This window comes from Streptomyces sp. NBC_00377 (assembly GCF_036075115.1).
Lineage (GTDB): Bacteria > Actinomycetota > Actinomycetes > Streptomycetales > Streptomycetaceae > Streptomyces.
The window spans coordinates 877032-897530 of record NZ_CP107958.1; the positions used below are offsets into that span (position 1 = coordinate 877032).

Here is a 20499-nt window from a genome sequence, read left to right on the forward strand (position 1 = left end):
GAGGGGGCCCACCACAGCGACCGCACCGCAGTTGGGAGCACACATGGCACGCCGTACCCGCAGCAGACGGACCCTCGGGGCCGCCGCACTCACCGCCCTGGCCACCGGGGCCGCGCTGCTCAGCGTCCCCGTGCAGGCGCACGCCGATGCCGCCGTCACCGTGACGCCGGACCCGTCGTACGCCCACGACGAGTTCGAGGGCTGGGGCACCAGTCTGGTCTGGTTCGCCAACGCGACCGGCGACTACCCGCCGGCCGTCCGCGAGAAGCTCGCGGACCTGCTGTTCGGTGACGACGGTCTCGCGCTGAACATCGCCCGCTACAACATAGGCGGCGGCAACGCCCCGGACGTCAAGGACTATCTGCGGGCGGGCGGCGCGGTCGAGGGCTGGTGGAAGGCGCCCGCGGGCACCACCCGTACCGACACCGACTGGTGGAGCGCCGACGACGAGGCGGACTGGAACGAGGACGCCGACGCCAATCAGCGGTGGTGGGTGGAGCGCATCAAGAAGGACATCGACCACTGGGAGACGTTCAGCAACTCGCCGCCGTGGTTCATGACCGTCAGCGGCTACGTCTCCGGCGGCTTCGACGCCAACGCCGACCAGCTGAAGACGGACTCGGTCGACGACTTCGCCGCGTACCTCGCGGGCGCGACCAAGCGGCTCGAGAAGTCCGAGCACATCAAGGTCGACACGATCGACCCGTTCAACGAGCCCAACACCGGCTACTGGGGCACACGTCTGGGTGCGGACGGACAGCCCACGGGCGGTCGCCAGGAGGGCGCCCACATCGGGCCCGCGCTCCAGCAGAAGGTGCTCGCCGCGCTTCCCTCCGCGCTGACGAAGGCGAAGGTCAAGGCGGACATCTCGGCGATGGACGAGACCAACCCGTCCATCTTCGCGACGAACTGGAACTCGTACTCGCAGGCGTCCAAGGACGCCGTCGGGCAGATGAACGTCCACACCTACGGCACCGGGCAGCGCACGACCGTGCGCGACCTCGCCAAGGCGGCCGACAAGCCGCTGTGGATGAGCGAGGTCGAGGGCGACTGGGGTGACGGGCAGAGCTTCACGGACATGCGTCCGGGCCTCGGCCTCGCCCAGCAGATGGTGAACGACCTGCGTGAACTGGAGCCCAAGGCCTGGGTGTTCTGGCAGCCGGTCGAGGACTACGGCAACATGAAGCCGGGCGGCGAGTCCGCCAAGGGCGGCAACTGGGGCTCCATCCAGCTCCCGTTCAGCTGCACCGCGGCGGACACCCTCCAGTCGTGCCCGATCTTCACGAACACCAAGTTCGACACGGCGCGTAACTTCACGCACTTCATCCAGCCCGGCGACCAGCTGATCAAGGTGGACGACACGTCGAGTGCCGCCGCCGTGACGAAGAACGGCAAGGGCGCCTCGCTGGTCCACGTCAACTCCACCACCGCGCCCCGCACGGTCACCATCGACCTGTCGAAGTTCGGCACGATCAAGGACAACGCGAGGGTCACGCCGACCGTGACGAGCGCCGACGGCAAGCTTCAGCAGCAGGCTTCCTTCAGGGTCGTCGACGGCAAGGCCACCTACACCGTCCCCGCCCAGTCCGTGACCTCCTTCGCCATCAAGGGTGTCTCGGGCGTCGCGGAGAACGCGGGTCCGTTCACCGCCGGCCACTCCTACACGCTGACCGGCGTGCAGAGCGGGAAGGCCGTCACCGTCAAGGCCAACGGCTCCAACCTGGCGATCGGTTCCGCCAACGGCACCGTCGCGCAGCGGTGGCAGCTGGACGCCCGGTACGGCGAGACCGGCAACCGGCAGCGTTACGTCCTCGCCAACCCGGCCGAGGGCAAGCGCCTCGCCGTCCGCGACAACGTCCCGGTGGTCGAGCCCGACACCGGTGTGCGTGACCCCGCCACCGAGTGGATCCTGTCGACCACCGGTGACGGCACGTGGACCCTGGTCAACGTGGCCACCGGACGGCTCCTCGAGGTCGGCGGCCAGGCCACGAACGAAGGCGCGGCCGTCACCACCTGGCAGGCCAACTCCGGCTCCAACCAGCGCTGGAGGGTCACGGACGTGACTCCGTGAGGCCCTGCTGCTCCGCTGCCCCCGCCCGCATCGCGATCGTCGCGATGCGGGCGGGGTGCTGTGCGAGGGCTGGAGCGGATGCGGGCGCGGGTGCCGGGATGCGTTCCAGGACCCCGCCCGCGAAGACGTCGTACAGCGGCAGCGTCTCGAGGTGGACGTAGCCGATGTGGCAGTCGCAGACGGCGAGCGGGCAGGGGCGTGGGCGCAGGGCGTCGCGGTACGAGCCGTCGTAGAGGTTGCCCAGTTCGGCGCGGACGAAGTGGCAGCGGCGCACGGTGCCCTCGCCGTCGACCGAGATCACGGACTCGCCGGTGCGGCAGGGCAGGCCCGCGCTGGTGTGCGGGTGCCGGCTGTACGGGAAGAGCGGGTCGACGGCGGTCCACCGGTCGGCTTCGGCGTCCTCGTAGGTGTACCCCTCGGCGGCGTTGATCCACAGGTAGACGTGCGGGGGCAGGTCCACGCGCAGCCGGCGGGCCGCGTCGAGGTGCTCGGGCAGGCCGACGACGCCGACGCTGAAGCGGACGCCACGGTCCGACAGTTCGCGGCACTTTGCGAGGAAGCGGTCGTAGGGGGTCTGGCCGGGGTGGAACGTGCACCACAGGGCCAGGGTTCGCGGGTCGGCCTCGGCGAGCCAGTCGGTGCGGCAGCTGAGGTTGGTCTGGATGGCGACGCGGCGGATGTGCGGGAGGCGGGACAGGTCGGCGAGGGCGCGCCGGTACCAGGAACGGACCAGGCCCTCGCCCCAGGGGGTGAACAGCAGCGAGAGGCTGTCGTCGGTCCGGGACGCGGCCCACCGTGTGAAGCGTTCGAGCGCGGCCCGGTCGGCGCGCAGTTGCGCCCCGCTGTCGCGCCGCTTGGCGAACGGGCAGTAGGGGCAGTCGTAGTCGCAGGAGGCGAGCGGACCGCGGTAGAGCAGCGTCAGATCCATGGCCGCCGCCTCACTTCCGCTCGTAGGCGGCCATGGCGGCCCGCACGGCCGGGGAGAACAGCTCGGGGCCGATGGCGTCGGAGTGGGCGAGGCCCTCGGGGGTGAGCCGCAGGGCCGCAGGGTCGGCGTCGGTCAGCCAGCCGCGGTCGGCGAAGCGTTCGAGTTCGGGACCGAAGTCGTCGGCGGGCGCGCCGTCGAAGCGGGCCCGGTAGTCGTCGAGCCGCAGGCCCTCGGCCTGGAGGAGCGATTGCAGGAGGTGGCGTCGGCGCGCCTCCTCGGCCCGCATGACGTGGCCCACCTCGGCGTGGGCGAAGCCGGACGCGTCGGTGGCGACGTAGTCGTCGATGATGCCCCGGATCTGGTGCATGTCGACGGCGTAGTCGAAGGAGTAGTGCAGGCCGGCCGTGTAGGAGCGGGCGCCGCAGCCGAGGCCGATCATGCCGTCGGTCTGGCAGGCGTAGTCGTCCGAGCCCTGCGGCGGGGCGTCGGTGCGGCGGAACATGCGCATCGACTGCTGGGTGTAGCCGTGTGCGAGGAGGTGGTCGCGGCCCGTGCGGTACAGCCGCAGCCGCTGCTCGTCCCAGGCCGGGTCGCCGACCGCGTCGGGCCCCGGGCCGGGGCCGCGGCGGCCGAGGCCGGTGAGGGGACGGACGTAGAGCGGGTAGAGGTAGAGCTCCTCGGGCCGCCAGGCCAGGGCCGCGTCCAGGGAGTGCCGCCAGGTCCGCTCGGTCTGGCCGTCGATGCCGTAGATGAGGTCGATGTTGAGGACCGGGAGCGCGGTGTCGCGGATGCGGGCGAGGGCCGCCTCGACGTCGGCGCGGCGCTGCGGGCGCACGGCGGCCCGGGCCTCGGAGTCGACGAAGCTCTGGACACCCAGACTCAGCCGGGTGGTGCCCCGGCCGGCCAGGACGGCGAGCCGGTCGGCGGTGGCCGTGGCGGGCGAGGCCTCCACCGACAGCGGTACCGCGCGCAGGTCCGCGCCCATGCGGTGCTCGGCGATGTCGCAGAGGCGGTCCAGTTCGGCGGCGGTGAGGAAGGTGGGGGTGCCGCCGCCGAACGCGGCCGTCGCGAACCGGACGTCGTCCGACCCCAGCGCATCCCGCACGGTGGTCGCCTGCCGTTCCAGGGCGTCCAGGTAGGCGCCGGTCAGGCCGTCGGGGGCGCCGATGCGGGTGAAGAGGTTGCAGAAGCCGCAGCGGACCTCGCAGAACGGGATGTGCAGGTAGAGCGAGAGCGCCTCCTTGGGCTCGGCCGCCCAGAGGGCCTTCAGGGGCGGGCGGTCGGGCAGCCGGCGGTAGGCCGTCTTGTGGGGGTAGGCGTAGACGTAGTGCTGGTAGGGGCTGGTGCGGGTGGCCGGCTCGGCGGTGGTCATCGGACGGCCTCCGCCGGACGGGTCGCGGGATCACGGGGTGCGGGATCGAGGAAGAAGTGGGCGTACGGCACGGTCCACACGCACTCGTGGCCGATGCGGTGGCCGGTGTAGCCGTCGTCGCCGTAGGCGGTGCCGTGGTCGGAGCAGACGATCGCGAAACAGCGCCGTCTGCTGCTCATCGCGGCGAACAGCCGCCCGATGTGCCGGTCCACGTACTCCAGCGCGGCGGCGTGCGTCTCCCGGCTGTCGCCTGCCTCGCGGGTCGCGCCCGGCAGATGGAACCAGTTCGGCTGGTGCAGGGCGGACACGTTGACGAAGAGGAACAGCCGCTGCCCGTGCGGGAGTCGGCGCACGATGTCCTCGGCGCGGGCGATCTGGTTCTCGAAGGACTCGGGTGAGGTGACGCCGAACTCCGGCTCCCAGTGGGACTCGTGGAACAGGCCGGGCAGCACGGAGCCCAGCGGGCCCTGCTTGTTGAAGAAGCCCACGCCTCCGATGCACGCCGTGTGGTAGCCGTCCTCGGCCAGGCCCGAGACGAGGTCGGGGGTGTCGTAGACGTAGGTGCCGCCGGCGGTGGTCTCGCTGCCCGCGAAGCTCGCCGCGAACAGGCGCGGGTGCGGTCCGGGGGCGGCCGGCGTCGGCAGGAACCCGGCGAAGATCGCCTGGTGGGAGGCGTAGGTGAAGCTTCCCGGTGCGTGCCGCTTCTCCCAGCGGCCGCCGGGGAGGTGCCGGGCCAGGTGGGGGATGCGGCCGGCCGCCGCCAGCTCGGCGGCGACGTCGTGGCGGAGTGTGTCGAGGGTGACGAGCAGGAGGTCGTGGCTGCCGACCACCTCGTTCATGTCGTGCACTTCGTTCATGTCGTGCACTTCGTTCACGGTGGGCACTTCGTTCGTCTGCGGCCCGTCGTTCGTGACGAGCGCTTCCTTCGCGCGGGGTACGTGGTTCGGGACGGGCGTGGCCGCGTGGGGTACCTGGTGGGTGACGGGCACGTCCCTCGCGTGGGGCACGTCGTTCGTGTCGGGCTCAGGCATGCGCTGTTCCTGTTCTGTGCCGGGCGACGTCAGCCAGGGCGGCGGCCACCTGGGCCGCGTAGGTGTCGAGGCCCTCCGCGCCGCCTCCGGGCAGTCCCGTGAGCCGGGGCAGCAGGTCGCCGAAGGCGTTGACCTCTCCCACGGCGACCCTGCGCCAGCCGACGGCCGGCAGCAGGTCGACGCCGACGCACAGGGTGCGGGGGAAGCAGGCCGCGGCCCGCTCGCACGCGCCCAGCACGTCGGCCCAGCCGGCGCCCGCCGCCTCGACGGCCTCCCGTACCGCGGCCAGGTCGCCCCTGCGTCCGCCGAGATGGAGGTTGGTCAGGGGGGAACGGCTGGTGCGGACCACCGCATGGGTGGCGCGACCGGCCACGACGACGACCCTGAGGTCGGCGGCCCGGCCCTCCTGGGACGCCTTCGGCAGCCACCGCTCGAGGTGCAGCCCGTCCGGGGCGAGCGCGTCGACGATGGCCGCGATCTGCTGCTCGCGTTCGTAGCGGCGCACCCGGAGGGAGTTGTACAGACCGCCGTCCGCGGCGAGTTCCACGGAGGTGGTGGCCCGGATCCGGCCGCCGCCTCCCGACTCGACGGCGAGGACACCCGAGGCGGACGACCCGTGCGCGGGCTTCACGAACAGCCGGGGCATCCGGTGCTCGCGCATCACCGCGCGGACGTCGTCCCAGCCGCGCACCGGCACGCCGCGCGCGCCCGAGGTGGGTGAGGCGGGCACCGGGACACCCGCCCCGTCGAGGACGGCGTGGCAGAGCCGCTTGTCGAACAGCACGGCGAGTTCGTCCGGGTCGTCCAGCCGGACGCCGCCGCGCAGGCTGCGTACCGCGGCGACGAAGCCCGCGTACCAGCGGCCCGAGCCCTCGACCCGGGTGGGGTCGCCGGCGCCCCGCAGCAGCCGGTCGACCTCGGGGTCCTCACCCGGTGAATCCAGCCGGACGATCTCCTCGGCCGTGAAATCGGCGCCCCCGTCGCGCAGCACCTCCGCCCACGGGACGACCCGCGGGGCCGGCAGACCGGCCCGGCGTACCGCGTCCTCGAAGAGGGCGATCCGGCGGTTCTCCGGGTTGCCGACCACCGCGAGGCGCGGCTCGGACGCCTGCCGCGGGCGGAACGCGTCGGGGGAGGAGAGACGGTGACCCATGGGTGGCGTACTCACTCCCCCACGGCGACGTAACGCCACACCGTGCCGTCGTCCTCCGCCTCCTCCTCCGCGTCGTCACGGTCGAGGTCCACCTCGACGCCCGCGGTCTCCACGCTCCGCCGGACACGCTCCTGCGCGGCCTCGCTCAGGTAGTGGTGGTGCAGGTCCAGCTTCCGGAGGTGGGTGAGCGGCCGGCCGGCGAGCAGGGCGGCCACGCCCTCGTCGGTCAGCACGCCCATGGAGAGGTCCAGCACCTCCAGACGCTCCAGCACCGGCGCGGTGGCCACCGCGGCGGCCACCGCGTCCTGGATCTCGCTGTTGCGCAGGGCGAGGTGGCGCAGGCTCGGCAGCCGGGCCCCGGACAGGATGGGCTCCAGGTCGGCGGCCTCGGTGTCACCTCCGTACTCGGGGGTGCCGAGCCAGAGGTCGAGGTGGACCAGCGCGGGCAGGTCGCTGCCGCCGACCCCGCGCACGACCTCCGCGGGCAACCCGCCCGTCTCGATCACCAGCCTGCGCAGCGCTCCGTGGCTCACAGCGGGGAAACGCAGCCCGGATCCGCCGCGCACGCCGAGTTCCTCCAGAGCGGGGAACGCGGCGAGCAGCGGGGTGACGTCGGTCTGGTTGATCCAGGAGATCTCGCACTCCTCCCCCACCATGTCGCCGAGGAACACCGCCCGCAGCGCCGGGAACCGGTCCCGGGCGGCCACGAGCGCCGCCACGACGTCCGAGGGGTCCGTGTCGTACGCCTCCTGCCAGGCGCCGACGATCAGGGCCCTGACGCGGGTGGTGTCGACGGCGGAGCAGAAGCGGGCGAACGCCTTCGTCCAGTCCTCGTCGGCGTCGTAGACGTCGACGGTGACGCGCCAGGCGACGGCTTCCGGCTCCACCGGGCGCGGCTTGTGCTCGGCGCCCGGGAAGGTGTACGCGGGCAGCCCGAACAACACGTCGAGGTGGTCACCGATGGTCATGCGGCTGCTCCCGGGAGAAAAAGTGCGCGGTCCGTGATGTGTCCGCAGTTCTACCAACAGGCACCGACAACGCACCTCGGCGGGGCCCCGGTTCGGGGGCATCGGTGCGTGCCCCGGTGCAGGGGCGTCGTCGCGGACCGCGATGCGAGGGAGTCGCGCGGCCGGGCCTCAGCGGTCGGCGGCGCGGGCCAGTACGTCGGTGACCTGGACGCGGACCACGTCCCGGGCGGCGGCGGGGAGGGCGCCCAGATCCGTGCCGGCCAAGGCGTGCAGCACCTGCTCGGGGTCCGGGTCGTACGGCGTGCGCTCGCTGAACACCTCGTAGCCGTCGCGCACGGCCACCCGCAGGTCACCGGGACCGTCGTCGGCGGCGTGCAGCGCGGCGGCGATGACAAGGGGCGGCGGGCCGCCCGCCTCGCCGTCCAGCTTGCGGTAGGCGCTGACGAGGGGGGTGCGCCAGCTCAGGGCGAGCAGTACGTGACGCTTCGCCAGCAGTTCGCTCAGATCGGTGTCGTAGACGCTGTCGGGTTCCAGGACCGTGGCCCGGGCGTCGAGGACGAGGGCCGCGGGAAGCAGACAGCGCAGGGTGCTGCCCACGATGTTGCCGCCGACCGTGGCGGCCCGGCGCACCGCGCCCGTGCCGACACCGGAGGCCGCCCGGTGCAGCACCTCGGGCACGGTCGCGTCGACGCGGTTCAGCAGCACGGCACCGCCCAGTTCCCCGGGGCCGACCGTGCCGGCCTCCGGCACGTTGCGCAGCGACACGGCCTGCTCGGGGAAGCCGTCCCGCTGCCAGCCGGCCCAGACGAGCGTGGCGCCTCCCACCGGTACCGCTCCTTCGGCCAGGCACCGCTGTGCTTCGGATATCGAGGAGGGAAGACGCAACTGCACGACAACCGACCTGCCTTCCCGGGAAGTCGGGCGAGTACCGTTCCACGCCGCCCGCATGATCAATGCCAGAACGGATTCTGCCCAGGCGTACGGGGGCGCATACAGGGCTCATGGCTGCACCTCGCACCACGTGAAATTGCGTTGCGGCCGGCCGCCCTCCCCCGGACCCTGGCGCCATGCGCTTTCTCCTGCGTCCCGCGTCCTTCGCCGACGCGCCGGCCGTCACCGGTCTCCTCAACGAGATCGACGTCATCGAGATCGGCCGGCCCGAGACGGATCTGCACACCGTCGAGGCCGACCTGGGGCGTCCCGGCACCGATCTGGAGCGGGACTCCTGGCTCGCCTTCGACGGGGACCGGCTGGTCGGCTACGGGCTCGTGTGGGACGAGTCCGGCGGCGAACGCGTGGACGTCGACCACTACGTCCTGCCGGACCGGCAGGAGGCGGGGCGGCTGGTCCTGGCGGCGATGGAGGCCCGGGCACTGGAGAAGGCGCTGGGGAACGGCGCCGAGCGGGCCGTGGTGCATCTGCATCTCAACGCGGAGCCCACCCTCGACACCTCGCTGCTCCGGCTCCGCGGCTGGTCCGTCGTGCGGCGCTACCACGTACTGCGCCGGCCCCTGGACGGGGCCGGGGACATGCCGCCGACGCCGCCCGCGGGCGTGTGGCTGCGGTCCTGTGCCGGCGAGGCGGACCGGGTCCGCGTCCATGAGCTCTACCAGGCGTCCTTCGCCGAGCACTTCGACTTCCAGCCGCGCGGCTACGCGCAGTGGTCGCACGACGTGGACGCGGCGGGGCTCGACTGGTCCCTGGTGTGGATCGCCGGCACGGACGAGTCCGGGGACGCCGGGTTCCTGATGGCCCGCGACGACCGTGAGGCGATGGGGTGGATCCGCAGCATCGGCGTGCTCGGCGAGGCCCGCGGGCGCGGACTGGCCGGGCTGCTGCTGCGGCACGCCTTCGCGGCCTTCGCCGCCCGGGGCCGGGACACCGTGGGGCTCGGTGTGGACACCTCGAACCCGACCGGCGCGCCGCGGCTGTACGCACGTCACGGCCTGGTCCTGCACTACGCCGTGGACACCTGGGAGACGGTCCTGCGCCGGCCGCGCGGGCAGCGCCGGATGCCCGGTCCCTCTGGCGCCCCGGGGGCCGGCGGTCAGCCCGTGGACGCCAGCCAGGGCATCGGGTCGGCGTAGTAGCCGTCGTAGATCACCTCGAAGTGCAGGTGAGGGCCGGTGGACAGGCCGGTGGAGCCCACCCGTCCCAGCGGGGTCCCCGTCTGCACCGCCCGGCCCGTGGTGACGTCGATGGCGGACAGGTGGCTGTACGTCGTCTGGAGCCGTTTGCCCTCGATCGTGCCGTGGTCGACGACGACACGGTTGCCGTAGGCCGTGGTCATGGCCGCGAAGACGACCGTGCCCGCCCGGGCGGCGAAGACCTGGGCGCCCTGGGGCGCGCCGAAATCCACGCCGGTGTGGAGCTTGGTGACCCCGGTCAGCGGGTGCTGGCGCGATCCGTACGGCGAGGTGACGGTAAGGGTGGTGACGGGCGGGGCCAGGATCGCGTCGGCCAGGACACTTCCGGTGGGCGGGTCCTCCCGGTCGAAGGCCTCGTACTTGCCGAACAGGGCCTTGACCTCGGTCAGGTAGGTCTGCGCCGCGGCGGGCACGGCTCCCGCCTTCGTCACGGCGTCCGTGCCGACCGCGTAGGCGGCGAGGGTGAGATCGACCAGGTCCCCGTTGACGGTGCCGTCGGTTCTGAGGCCGGTGACCTCGCGGGCCAGGGAGCAGTCCTGGCGGCCGAGCGCCATGATGGCGTCGGCCGGATCCGTGGGCGAGGCACGTCCGTTGCCGTCGTCGTCCTTGCCCCAGGCCTTCCACCCCGCGTCGGTGAAGGCGGCGATGCCCCGCGCTTGGGAGGTGGTGGCGCTGTCGTTGCTCCAGCCGGTGAGCTGGTCGATCTGCGCGGCGAGGACGGACGGGGTGACGACCGTACAGGCGTCGGCGGACTTGCGCAGCCAGGGGCCGTAGGTCGCGTCGACGCCGCCCGCGGCGCCCTGTGGTGCGCTTCCCTGCGTGCTCCAGTCGTCGGGGAGCCCCCCGGTCAGGGCGAGGAATCCGGCGACTGCGGACAGGGTGACCAGGCCGGGGAGGACCAGGAGGGTGAAGGCGCCCGGGCCGCGCCGCCGGGGGCGTGCGGCAGGCGACGCCTGTGCCTGTGCGTGGGGAGTGTTGACCCCCGGGGCGGCGGCTTGCGGAGTGACGGGCTCCGGTGCGAGGGCGGTCTCGTGCGGAGGGGTCTCGACGGCTTGCTCGTCGCTCACGCGGCGCGCTCCTGACGACCGGTCAACGGCCGTTCCGGAAAAGTGCAGTTGCTCACGGGCGGACGTTAGCGGGTGACCCGTCCCGCGTCACCGGACGCGAGGGCAGACCTGTTGCCCGCGGGGGCAACGCCCGCCCGAGGACTCCCGACGAGGCCGGTGGAACGTACGGTGCACGGTCCGGGGCGGGCGGCGGCCGCCGTCCGCCCACGGAAGCACCCGCCCATGGAGGCGCCCGCCGATGGCGGCGGACCACGTCACCTGGGCGGGCAGCCCGTCCGCCCGCCCCGTCAGTCCGTCCGTCCATCAGTCCGTCCGCCCCCCGCCCGTCAAGGGAAGCGCAGGCTGCGGACCCGACGTCCAGGGGGAGGTGACCGCGGCCTTCGCCGCCGCCCCGCTCGTCGCGCCGCACCGCGCCGCGCCCGGGCGGCGGCCGGGGCGCCGACGACGGCGCCCCGGCTCAGCCCACCTCGGCCAGCAGGTCGCCGCCCTCCACCTGCTGGATCCGGTTGATGGCGAGCCGCGACACCGTACCGGCCTTCGGGGCCGTGATCGTGGCCTCCATCTTCATCGCCTCGATGGTGGCGATCGTCGTGCCGGCCTCCACCTGGTCGCCTTCCGCCACCGCAAGCGTGACCACGCCCGCGAACGGCGCTGCGACATGGCCGGGGTTGGCGCGGTCGGCCTTCTCGGTCACCGGCACGTCGGAGGCCGCCGCCTTGTCCCGGACCTGGATGGGCCGCAGCTGGCCGTTCAGAGAGGACATCACCGTGCGCAGGCCGCGCTCGTCGGCCTCGCCGATGGCCTGGAGCTCGATCAGCAGCCGTACGCCCGGCTCGAGGTCGACGGCGTACTCCTTGCTCGGGCGCAGACCGTAGAAGAAGTCCTTGCTGTCGAGCACGCTGGTGTCGCCGTAGGCCTGGCGGTGAGCCTCGAAGTCGCGGGTCGGACCGGGGAACAGCAGCCGGTTGAGAGTGCTGCGGCGGGCCTTCTCCAGGCCCTCGCGGTCCTCGGTGCTCAGTTCCTGGACGGGCTTGGCCTCGGTGCGGCCGCGCAGCGCCTTGCTGCGGAACGGCTCGGGCCAGCCGCCGGGTGGGGTGCCGAGTTCGCCGCGCAGGAAGCCGATGACGGAGTCCGGGATGTCGTACCGGTCGGGCGTCGCCTCGAACTCCTTCGGGTCGACTCCGGCGCCGACCAGGTGCAGCGCGAGGTCGCCGACCACCTTGGACGACGGGGTGACCTTCACCAGATGGCCGAGGATGCGGTCGGCGGCGGCGTACATCGCCTCGATGTCCTCGAAGCGGTCGCCGAGGCCGAGCGCGACGGCCTGGGTGCGCAGGTTGGAGAGCTGTCCGCCGGGGATCTCGTGGTGGTAGACCCGTCCGGTCGGAGAGGCCAGGCCCGCCTCGAAGGGGGCGTAGATCCTGCGGACGCCCTCCCAGTACGGCTCCAGGTCGCCGACGGCCTGGAGGTCGAGGCCGGTGGGCCGCTCGGAGTGGTCCGTCGCGGCGACGATCGCCGACAGCGAGGGCTGCGAGGTCGTCCCCGCCATGGAGGCGACGGCGCCGTCGACGGCGTCCGCGCCGGCCTGGATCGCGGCCAGGTAGGTGGCGAGCTGACCGCCCGCGGTGTCGTGGGTGTGCAGGTGCACCGGCAGGTCGAACTCACGGCGCAGCGCCGCCACGAGCTTCGCGGCGGCCGGGGCGCGCAGCAGGCCCGCCATGTCCTTGACGGCCAGGACGTGGGCGCCTGCGTCGACGATCTGTTCGGCCAGGCGGAGGTAGTAGTCGAGGGTGTACAGCCGCTCCGACGGGTCGGACAGGTCGGAGGTGTAGCAGAGGGCGACCTCGGCGATCGCCGTGCCCGTCTCCCGTACCGCGTCGATGGCGGGGCGCATCTGGCCGACGTCGTTGAGGGCGTCGAAGATGCGGAAGATGTCGATGCCGGTGGCGGCCGCCTCCTGCACGAAGGCGTCGGTCACCTCGGTCGGGTACGGGGTGTAGCCCACCGTGTTGCGGCCGCGCAGCAGCATCTGGAGGCAGATGTTGGGCACCGCCTCGCGCAGGGCCGCCAGCCGCTCCCACGGGTCCTCGGCGAGGAAGCGCAGGGCGACGTCGTAGGTCGCGCCGCCCCAGCACTCCAGCGACAGCAGCTGGGGCAGGGTCCGGGCGACCAGCGGGGCGGAGGCGAGGAGGTCCTTGGTGCGGACGCGGGTGGCCAGCAGGGACTGGTGGGCGTCGCGGAAGGTGGTGTCGGTGACGCCGATGGTCGGCGACTCGCGCAGCGCGCGGGCGAAGCCCTCGGGCCCGAGGTGGACCAGGCGCTGGCGGGAGCCGGCGGGCGGCTCGGCGTCGGGCACCGGCGGCAGCTTGGTGACCGGGTCGATCACCTCGGGCCGCTCACCGTGCGGCTTGTTGACGGTGACGTCGGCGAGGTAGGTCAGCAGCTTGGTGCCGCGGTCGGCGGAGGAGCGCGCGGTGAGCAGGTGCGGGCGCTGTTCGATGAACGACGTCGTGACGCGTCCGCCCTGGAAGTCCGGGTCGTCCAGGACGGCCTGGAGGAAGGGGATGTTGGTGGACACGCCCCGGATGCGGAACTCGGCCACGGCACGCCGGGCCCGCTTGATCGCGGTCTCGAAGTCCCGGCCCCGACACGTCAGTTTGACCAGCATCGAGTCGAAGTGCGCGCTGATCTCCGTACCCGCGTGGGTGGTACCGCCGTCGAGGCGGATGCCGGAGCCGCCGGGCGAGCGGTAGGCGCTGATGCGGCCGGTGTCGGGGCGGAAGCCGTTGGCGGGGTCCTCGGTGGTGATCCGGCACTGGAGGGCGGCGCCGTGCAGGGTGACGGTCTCCTGGGACAGGCCGAGGTCGGCCAGGGTCTCGCCGCCGGCGATGCGCAGCTGGGCCTGGACGAGGTCGACGTCGGTGACCTCCTCGGTCACCGTGTGCTCGACCTGGATGCGGGGGTTCATCTCGATGAAGACGTGGTTGCCCGCGGGGTCGAGCAGGAACTCGACGGTGCCGGCGTTGCGGTAGCCGATCTGCCGGGCGAAGCGGACCGCGTCGGCGCAGATGCGGTCGCGCAGCTCGGGGGCGAGGTTGGGCGCGGGGGCCAGCTCGATCACCTTCTGGTGACGGCGCTGGACCGAGCAGTCGCGCTCGAAGAGATGGATGACGTTGCCCTCGCCGTCGGCGAGGATCTGCACCTCGATGTGGCGCGGGTCGACGACGGCCTTCTCCAGGAAGACGGTGGGGTCGCCGAAGGCGGACGCGGCCTCCCGGGACGCCGCCTCGATGGACTCGCGCAGCACGGCCGGGTCCTCGACGCGGCGCATGCCCCGTCCGCCGCCGCCGGCGACGGCCTTGACGAACAGGGGGAAGCCAATCTCCTCGGCGGCCCGGACGAGTTCGTCGATGTCGTTGGAGGGCGCGGACGAGCCGAGCACGGGTACGCCCGCCGCGCGGGCCGCGGCCACGGCGCTCGCCTTGTTGCCGGTCAGTTCGAGCGTGCGCGCGTCGGGGCCGACGAACGTGATGCCCGCCTCCTCGCAGGCCCGCGCGAGTTCGGGGTTCTCGGAGAGGAACCCGTAGCCCGGGTAGACGGCATCGGCGCCCGCCCGGCGCGCGGCGCCGACGATCTCCTCGACGGAGAGGTAGGCGCGCACGGGGTGCCCCTGCTCGCCGATCTCGTAGGCCTCGTCGGCCTTCTGCCGGTGGAGTGAGTTGCGGTCCTCGTGCGGGAAGACCGCGACCGTGCGCGCGCCCAGCTCATAGCCGGCGCGGAACGCACGGATCGCGATCTCACCACGGTTGGCGACCAGCACCTTGCGGAACATCCGGGACCCCTTCAGCCTGGCGGTGACGAGGACCATGGTGTCGGTGCGTGACCGGGTTGGCCATGTGAGTCGGGCCACTCGGCCCATGTCTCGCTCGATCGGAGCGTGTCCGACGGTGTGCGACGCCCGGTCAGGTGGCGTCCGACGGGCGGTCAGGAGGCCTCCGGGGTGCGAGGGTCGGATCGCGTCCCAGGTCGGGTCGCCGTCGCCGCGGCGGCCGCCCGTCCCGCCCGGCGGCCGGAGAACGGACAGCCGCCGAGGACCGTGCCTTCGAGGGAGCGACGGCCGTGGATCCCGTCGCCTCCGAAGCCGGCGACCTCTTCGGCGGCGTACTGACCGGGCACGGGGCTGCCCGCCGCGTTCGAGTCCCGTCCTCGCCCCGAACCGCCCGAGCGACAGCCTCAGCCGTAGGACCGCCGTCCGCCGGATCCTCGACTCCGGCTCCGGCCCGCCGGCAGCCGTGCGGCCTCGTCGGCGGCCGCGGCCGCCGACGAGGCCGGCCCCGGGGCCCTCTTCGTGGTCGCGCCCGCACTGGTGGCGGGCCCTCTCACGTGGCTGGAGCCGTCAACCCGGCACTGGGCACAAGGCGTTGCCGACCCCCCTCCACTCGTTCGACCCGCCGGACATTGTTCGAGAAGTATTGACGCGGCCATGTACACCGTTTGACACTCTCGCAACATCACGTCACACGGTTGAAACGGCGGTTGCCCCCATGACCCACAGACATCGACTCCGCGGCCGTGCAAGACGCGGGGTGGGGCAACTGGCCGCACTGACCGCCGCCTGTCTGCTCATGGGCCTGACAGGGGCCGCGACTCCCGTCCAGGCCGACGAGGCCGCCGACCTCACCGACGGTCTGGCCCTCTGGTACAAGCTCGACGCCACGTCCGGCACCACGGTGACCGACGCCTCCGGTCACGGCCGCGACGGCACGGTGACCGGCGCCGCCGGCTGGTCGTCCACCGGCCAGGGCCTCGCCTTCAACGGCTCCGACACCTACATCAAGGTGCCGAACGACGTGATGAAGGGCATGGACGCGATCAGCGTCGCCATGGACGTGCGCATCGACGCCGCCCAGTCCACGCCGTACTTCCTCTACGGATTCGGCAACTCCAGCGGCAGCAACGGCAACGGCTACCTGTTCACCACGGGCAACTCCCTGCGCACCTCGATCGCCACCGGCAACTGGTCGACGGAACAGACCACCAAGCCCGCCGACTCCCACAACCTGACCCGCGCGGTGTGGAAGCACCTCACCTACACACAGTCCGGCACCACCGCTGTGCTGTACGAGGACGGCGTCGAGGTCGCCCGCAACACCTCGGTCACCATCACCCCCGGCGCCATCGGCTCCGGCATCACCACCGCCAACTACATCGGCAAGTCCGTGTACTCCGGCGACAAACTCTTCAAGGGCGACATCCGCGACTTCCGCGTGTACGACCACGCGCTGGCCGCCTCCGACGTGGAGCAGCTCGCCCTCCCGGTGGCCGCCCAGGGCGTGGCCGACGACAAGGCCGCCCTGGACCTCGGCGACACGGACGCCGTCATCGCCGACCTGGACCTGCCGAAGACCGGCGCGGCCGGCGGCGCCTCCATCAGCTGGTCCAGCGACAACACCGCCCTGGTGTCGGACGCGGGCAAGGTGACCCGTCCCACCGCGGGTGAGCCGGACGGCCACGCCACCCTCACGGCGACCCTCAGGAAGGGGACGGTCACGGCCACCAAGTCGTTCGACGTCACGGTCCTCGCCGCGTTCGACGACGCGACCGCCGCGCACCGGGCCGCCGACGCCCTCACGGTCCACAACCTCGACGACGCGCGAGGCAACCTCAGCCTCCCCGCGACGGGTTCCTACGGCACCGGCGTCACCTGGGCCTCCGCCCGGGAGGACGTGGTCACGGCCGAGGGCGTGGTCCACCGTCCCGCGCACGGCGCCGGCACCACCACCGTCGAGCTGACCGCGACCGTCACCAAGGGCGCGGCGAAGGCGACCCGCGTGTTCACCGCGAAGGTCCCCGAACTCCCCGCGAAGGAAGCCCTCAAGGGCTACATGTTCAGCTACTTCACCGGCGAGGGCACGTCCGACGGCGAGCAGCTCTACGCCGCGCTCAGCAAGGGCAACGACCCGCTGAAGTGGCGGGAGCTGAACGACGCGAAGCCCGTCCTGACCTCGACCCTCGGCGAGAAGGGCCTGCGCGACCCGTTCATCATCCGCTCTCGCGAGGGCGACAAGTTCTACCAGATCGCCACCGACCTCAGGATCTACGGCAACGGCGACTGGGACGCCTCCCAGCGCACCGGCAGCAAGTCCATCATGATCTGGGAGTCCACCGACCTCGTCCACTGGACGGACCAGCGCCTGGTCAAGGTCTCCCCGGACAGCGCGGGCAACACCTGGGCGCCGGAGGCCTACTACGACAGCGACCTCGGCGCGTACGTGGTCTTCTGGGCGTCGAAGCTGTACGACAACGCCTCGCACTCCGGCGACACCTACAACCGGATGATGTACGCCACGACCCGCGACTTCTACACGTTCAGCGAGCCCAAGGTCTGGATCGACCGCGGCTACTCGGTCATCGACTCCACGGTGATCCAGCACGACGGCACGTACTTCCGGCTGTCGAAGGACGAACGCAACAACACCTCCTCCACCCCCAACAGCAAGTTCATCTTCGAGGAGAAGAGCAACTCGCTGCTGAACCTCTCCTGGGACGCCGTCGCCGAGGGCATCGGCAAGGGCGCGATGAACGCGGCGGAGGGACCGCTGGTGTTCAAGTCCAACACCGAGGAGAAGTGGTACGCCTTCCTCGACGAGTTCGGCGGCCGCGGCTACCTCCCCTTCGAGACGACGGACCTCGCCTCCGGCGTCTGGACGCCGTCCACCGGCTACGACCTGCCGGCCAGGCCCCGCCACGGCACCGTCCTTCCGGTCACCCAGGCCGAGTACGACCGGCTGCTGCGCGCCTACCAGCCGGACCAGCTGGTCGAGAGCGTCGAAAACACCGCGGTGAAGACCCGCGTCGGTGACGCCCCGGTCCTGCCGGCCACCGTCATCGCCACGTACGCCGACGGCGTCCGCCGCCCGGTGGCGGTCACCTGGGACGCGGTCCCGGCGTCGGCCTACGCCCAGGCCGGCACCTTCACCGTGACGGGCAGCCTCCCCGACGGCGCCGCGCTCCCCGTCCGCGCCGAGGTCACGGTCTCCGCGGAGGGCCCCGACGTGCCCGCCGACCTGCTCCTGCACTACGACTTCGACGAGACGTCCGGCAGCATCGCCCGTGACTCCAGCGGCCACGGCAACCACGGCACCTACGTCCGTACGCCCGAGTTCGGTACCGGCGTGGACGGCGGCTCGTTCAAGATGTCCGGCGACTCCGCCACCTCCCCGTACGTCAAGATCCCGAACGGTGTGCTGAAGGGCGCCGACAGCGTCACCGTCTCCACGTACGCCAAGTGGAAGGGCGGCGCAGGCTTCCAATGGCTGTTCGGGCTCGGCCCGGACAGCAACAAGTACCTGTTCGCGACCCCCTCCAACGGCGGCTCCAGCCTGTACTCGGCCATCACCAAGGCGAGTTGGTCGGCGGAGTCGAAGCTGACGGCCGGCTCGCAGCTGACGCCCGGCGAGTGGCGGCACGTCACGGTCACCCTCGACGGCGCCACCGGCACGATGGTCCTCTACGTCGACGGCGTGGAGGCTGCCCGCGCCACCGGCGTCACCGTCAAGCCCTCCGAGCTGTACGACGCCGCCAAGGACTACAGCGGCTACATCGGCAGGTCGCTGTACTCGGCCGACCCGTACTTCGGCGGCGAGGTCGACGACTTCCGCATCTACGGCCGGGCCCTGTCGGCGGCGGAGGTCATGGAACTCAGCGGCAACACCGCGGGCATCGCCAAGGCGACGCATCCCGCCCTCAAGGTCGACGCCCTGCTCGACAACGCGGCCGGCAGGATCACGCTGCCGCTCAAGGAAGGCACCGATCTCACCGCGCTGGCACCGGAGTTCACCCTCGCCCACGGTGCGGCGATCAGCCCCGCCTCCGGCAGCGTCCACGACTTCACCCGGCCGGTGACGTACCAGGTGACCGGCTCGGACGGAAAGAAGCGCACCTGGACGGTGTCGGCGCTGGTCATGAGGAGCCCGGTGCTGCCGGGTCTCAACGCCGACCCGAACATCGTGCGCTTCGGCGACACCTTCTACATGTACCCGACCACCGACGGCTTCGACGGGTGGAGCGGTACGCAGTTCAAGGCGTACTCCTCGACCGACCTGGTGCACTGGACGGACCACGGCGTCATCCTCGACCTGGGTCCGGACGTGAGCTGGGCGGACAGCAGGGCCTGGGCGCCGACGATCGCCGAGAAGAACGGCAAGTACTACTTCTACTTCTGCGCCGACGCCAGCATCGGCGTCGCCGTCTCCGACTCGCCCACCGGACCCTTCAAGGACGCCCTGGACAAGCCGCTGCTCAAGGCGGGCCAGTACAGCGGCCAGATGATCGACCCGGCGGTCTTCACGGACGACGACGGCCAGTCGTACCTCTACTGGGGCAACGGCCACGCCTACGTCGTCCCGCTCGGCGCCGACATGGTGTCCTTCGACGCCTCGAAGATCACCGACATCACCCCGAGCGGTTACAACGAGGGCAGCTTCGTCGTGAAGCGCAAGGGCACCTACTACTTCATGTGGTCGGAGAACGACACCCGGGACGAGAACTACCGCGTCGCCTACGCCACCGGCCCCTCGCCCACCGGCCCGTGGACCAAGCGGGGCGTGATCCTGGAGAAGGACCTGTCCCTGGGCATCAAGGGCACCGGCCACCACTCGGTCGTCCAGGTGCCGGGCACCGACGACTGGTACATCGCCTACCACCGCTTCGCGATCCCCGGCGGTGACGGCACCCATCGCGAGACCACCGTCGACAAGATGGAGTTCGACGCCGACGGCCTGATCAAGAAGGTCGTGCCCACCCTCACGAGCATCGACCCGGTCACCATCGTGCACTCCGGTCCGGACGCCAAGGGCGTCGAGGGCGCCGCGATCACGATCGCCGGCACGGTCTCCGGAGCGGGCGGCGCGCGGTGGACCCTGGAGAAGGGCGCGCCCTGCAAGATCGCGGACCCGGCCGCCGGCCGGACCACGGTCACCTGCACCGACAACGGCGCCTACACCGTCACCCTGACCGGCGGCCGCAGCACCGACACGGCCGTGGTGACGGTGACCAACGCGGCCCCGGCCATCACGTCGGCCACCGGCCCGGCCGGGCCTGTGCCCACCGGCCGCGCTACGGCCGTCACCGTCCGGTTCACCGACCCGGGCGCCGGGGACAGCCACACCTGCGTGGTCGACTGGAAGGACGGCGGCAGACCGGCGGGCGGCACGGTCACCGCGTCCGGCTGCCGGGCCGAGCACACCTACACCTCGGCGGGCATCCGCCGTCCGGTGATCACCGTCACCGACGACGACGGCGCCTCGGTCGGCACGACGCTCCCCGAGCTGATCGTGTACGACCGTGCCGCCGGACCGGTGGTCGGCGCGGGCAGCATCACCGCCCCGTTCGGACCCAGGCTGAAGGGCCGGGCGTCCTTCTCGATCGCGGCCGGCTATCTGCCGGGCGCCGCCGCCCCCGCCGGCCAGGTCGCCTTCGACTTCAGGCCCGCCCGCCTGGCGCTCCGTTCCACCGGCCTCGACTGGCTCGTCGTCACCGGCAACACGGCCGTCCTCCAGGGCTCGGGCACGGTCAACGGCAAGAGCGGCTACGCCTTCCGCGTCACGACGACCGACAACCCGGACACGTACCTCGTCAAGGTCTGGAAGAAGTCCGGCGGGGAGGTGGTCTACAGCAGCGGCGCCGCGGCGAAGGTCAACGGCGTCATCACCGTCGGCGTCCACCGCCGGTAGGACGTCTCCGCCGCCGGGCCGTCCGTCC

The 20499-nt window shown here is 72.2% G+C and carries 11 protein-coding genes; 3 read left to right on the forward strand and 8 right to left on the reverse strand.

From position 1 onward, the window contains the following. Positions 1-43 precede the first annotated feature (43 nt). Entirely contained in the window at positions 44-2071 is a 2028-nt protein-coding gene (locus tag OHS71_RS04030) for an RICIN domain-containing protein (RefSeq protein ID WP_328476860.1), read from the forward strand. Here OHS71_RS04030 and OHS71_RS04035 read toward each other — a convergent pair. From OHS71_RS04035 to OHS71_RS04060, 6 genes are all read right to left on the reverse strand, one after another. Further along, entirely contained in the window at positions 2052-2999 is a 948-nt protein-coding gene (locus OHS71_RS04035) for an STM4011 family radical SAM protein (protein ID WP_328476862.1), read from the reverse strand. The genes OHS71_RS04030 and OHS71_RS04035 overlap by 20 nt on opposite strands. Positions 3000-3009: 10 nt before the next feature. Next, positions 3010-4371: an STM4012 family radical SAM protein gene (locus tag OHS71_RS04040; protein ID WP_328476864.1), complete on the reverse strand. Its 1362-nt coding sequence runs from the start codon at positions 4369-4371 to the stop codon at positions 3010-3012. Beyond that, positions 4368-5210: an STM4013/SEN3800 family hydrolase gene (locus tag OHS71_RS04045; RefSeq protein WP_328484381.1), complete on the reverse strand. Its 843-nt coding sequence runs from the start codon at positions 5208-5210 to the stop codon at positions 4368-4370. The genes OHS71_RS04040 and OHS71_RS04045 overlap by 4 nt, the downstream gene beginning before the upstream one ends. Positions 5211-5394: 184 nt before the next feature. Further along, a complete protein-coding gene (locus tag OHS71_RS04050) occupies positions 5395-6555 on the reverse strand; it encodes an STM4014 family protein (RefSeq protein ID WP_328476867.1) in 1161 nt (386 codons plus the stop codon). Positions 6556-6566: 11 nt separating this feature from the next. Then, complete coding sequence (locus OHS71_RS04055; protein WP_328476869.1) at positions 6567-7523, reverse strand: STM4015 family protein; 957 nt, start codon at positions 7521-7523, stop codon at positions 6567-6569. A 168-nt stretch (positions 7524-7691) separates the two neighbouring features. Then, positions 7692-8414 carry an FAD binding domain-containing protein gene (locus tag OHS71_RS04060; protein WP_328476871.1) on the reverse strand — a complete coding sequence of 241 codons (723 nt, stop codon included), beginning with the start codon at positions 8412-8414 and terminating at the stop codon, positions 7692-7694. A gap of 176 nt (positions 8415-8590) precedes the next feature. On the opposite strand from OHS71_RS04060, the gene OHS71_RS04065 reads away from it, so the two are divergent. After that, positions 8591-9610: a GNAT family N-acetyltransferase gene (locus OHS71_RS04065; RefSeq protein WP_328476873.1), complete on the forward strand. Its 1020-nt coding sequence runs from the start codon at positions 8591-8593 to the stop codon at positions 9608-9610. On the opposite strand, the gene OHS71_RS04070 is transcribed toward OHS71_RS04065, so the two are convergent. After that, entirely contained in the window at positions 9571-10737 is a 1167-nt protein-coding gene (locus OHS71_RS04070) for a M23 family metallopeptidase (RefSeq protein WP_328476875.1), read from the reverse strand. The genes OHS71_RS04065 and OHS71_RS04070 overlap by 40 nt on opposite strands. A 457-nt stretch (positions 10738-11194) precedes the next feature. After that, positions 11195-14569 carry a pyruvate carboxylase gene (locus OHS71_RS04075; RefSeq protein ID WP_328484382.1) on the reverse strand — a complete coding sequence of 1125 codons (3375 nt, stop codon included), beginning with the start codon at positions 14567-14569 and terminating at the stop codon, positions 11195-11197. Positions 14570-15281: 712 nt separating this feature from the next. On the opposite strand from OHS71_RS04075, the gene OHS71_RS04085 reads away from it, so the two are divergent. Further along, complete coding sequence (locus OHS71_RS04085; protein WP_328476877.1) at positions 15282-20471, forward strand: family 43 glycosylhydrolase; 5190 nt, start codon at positions 15282-15284, stop codon at positions 20469-20471. The last annotated feature ends 28 nt before the right edge of the window (positions 20472-20499 follow it).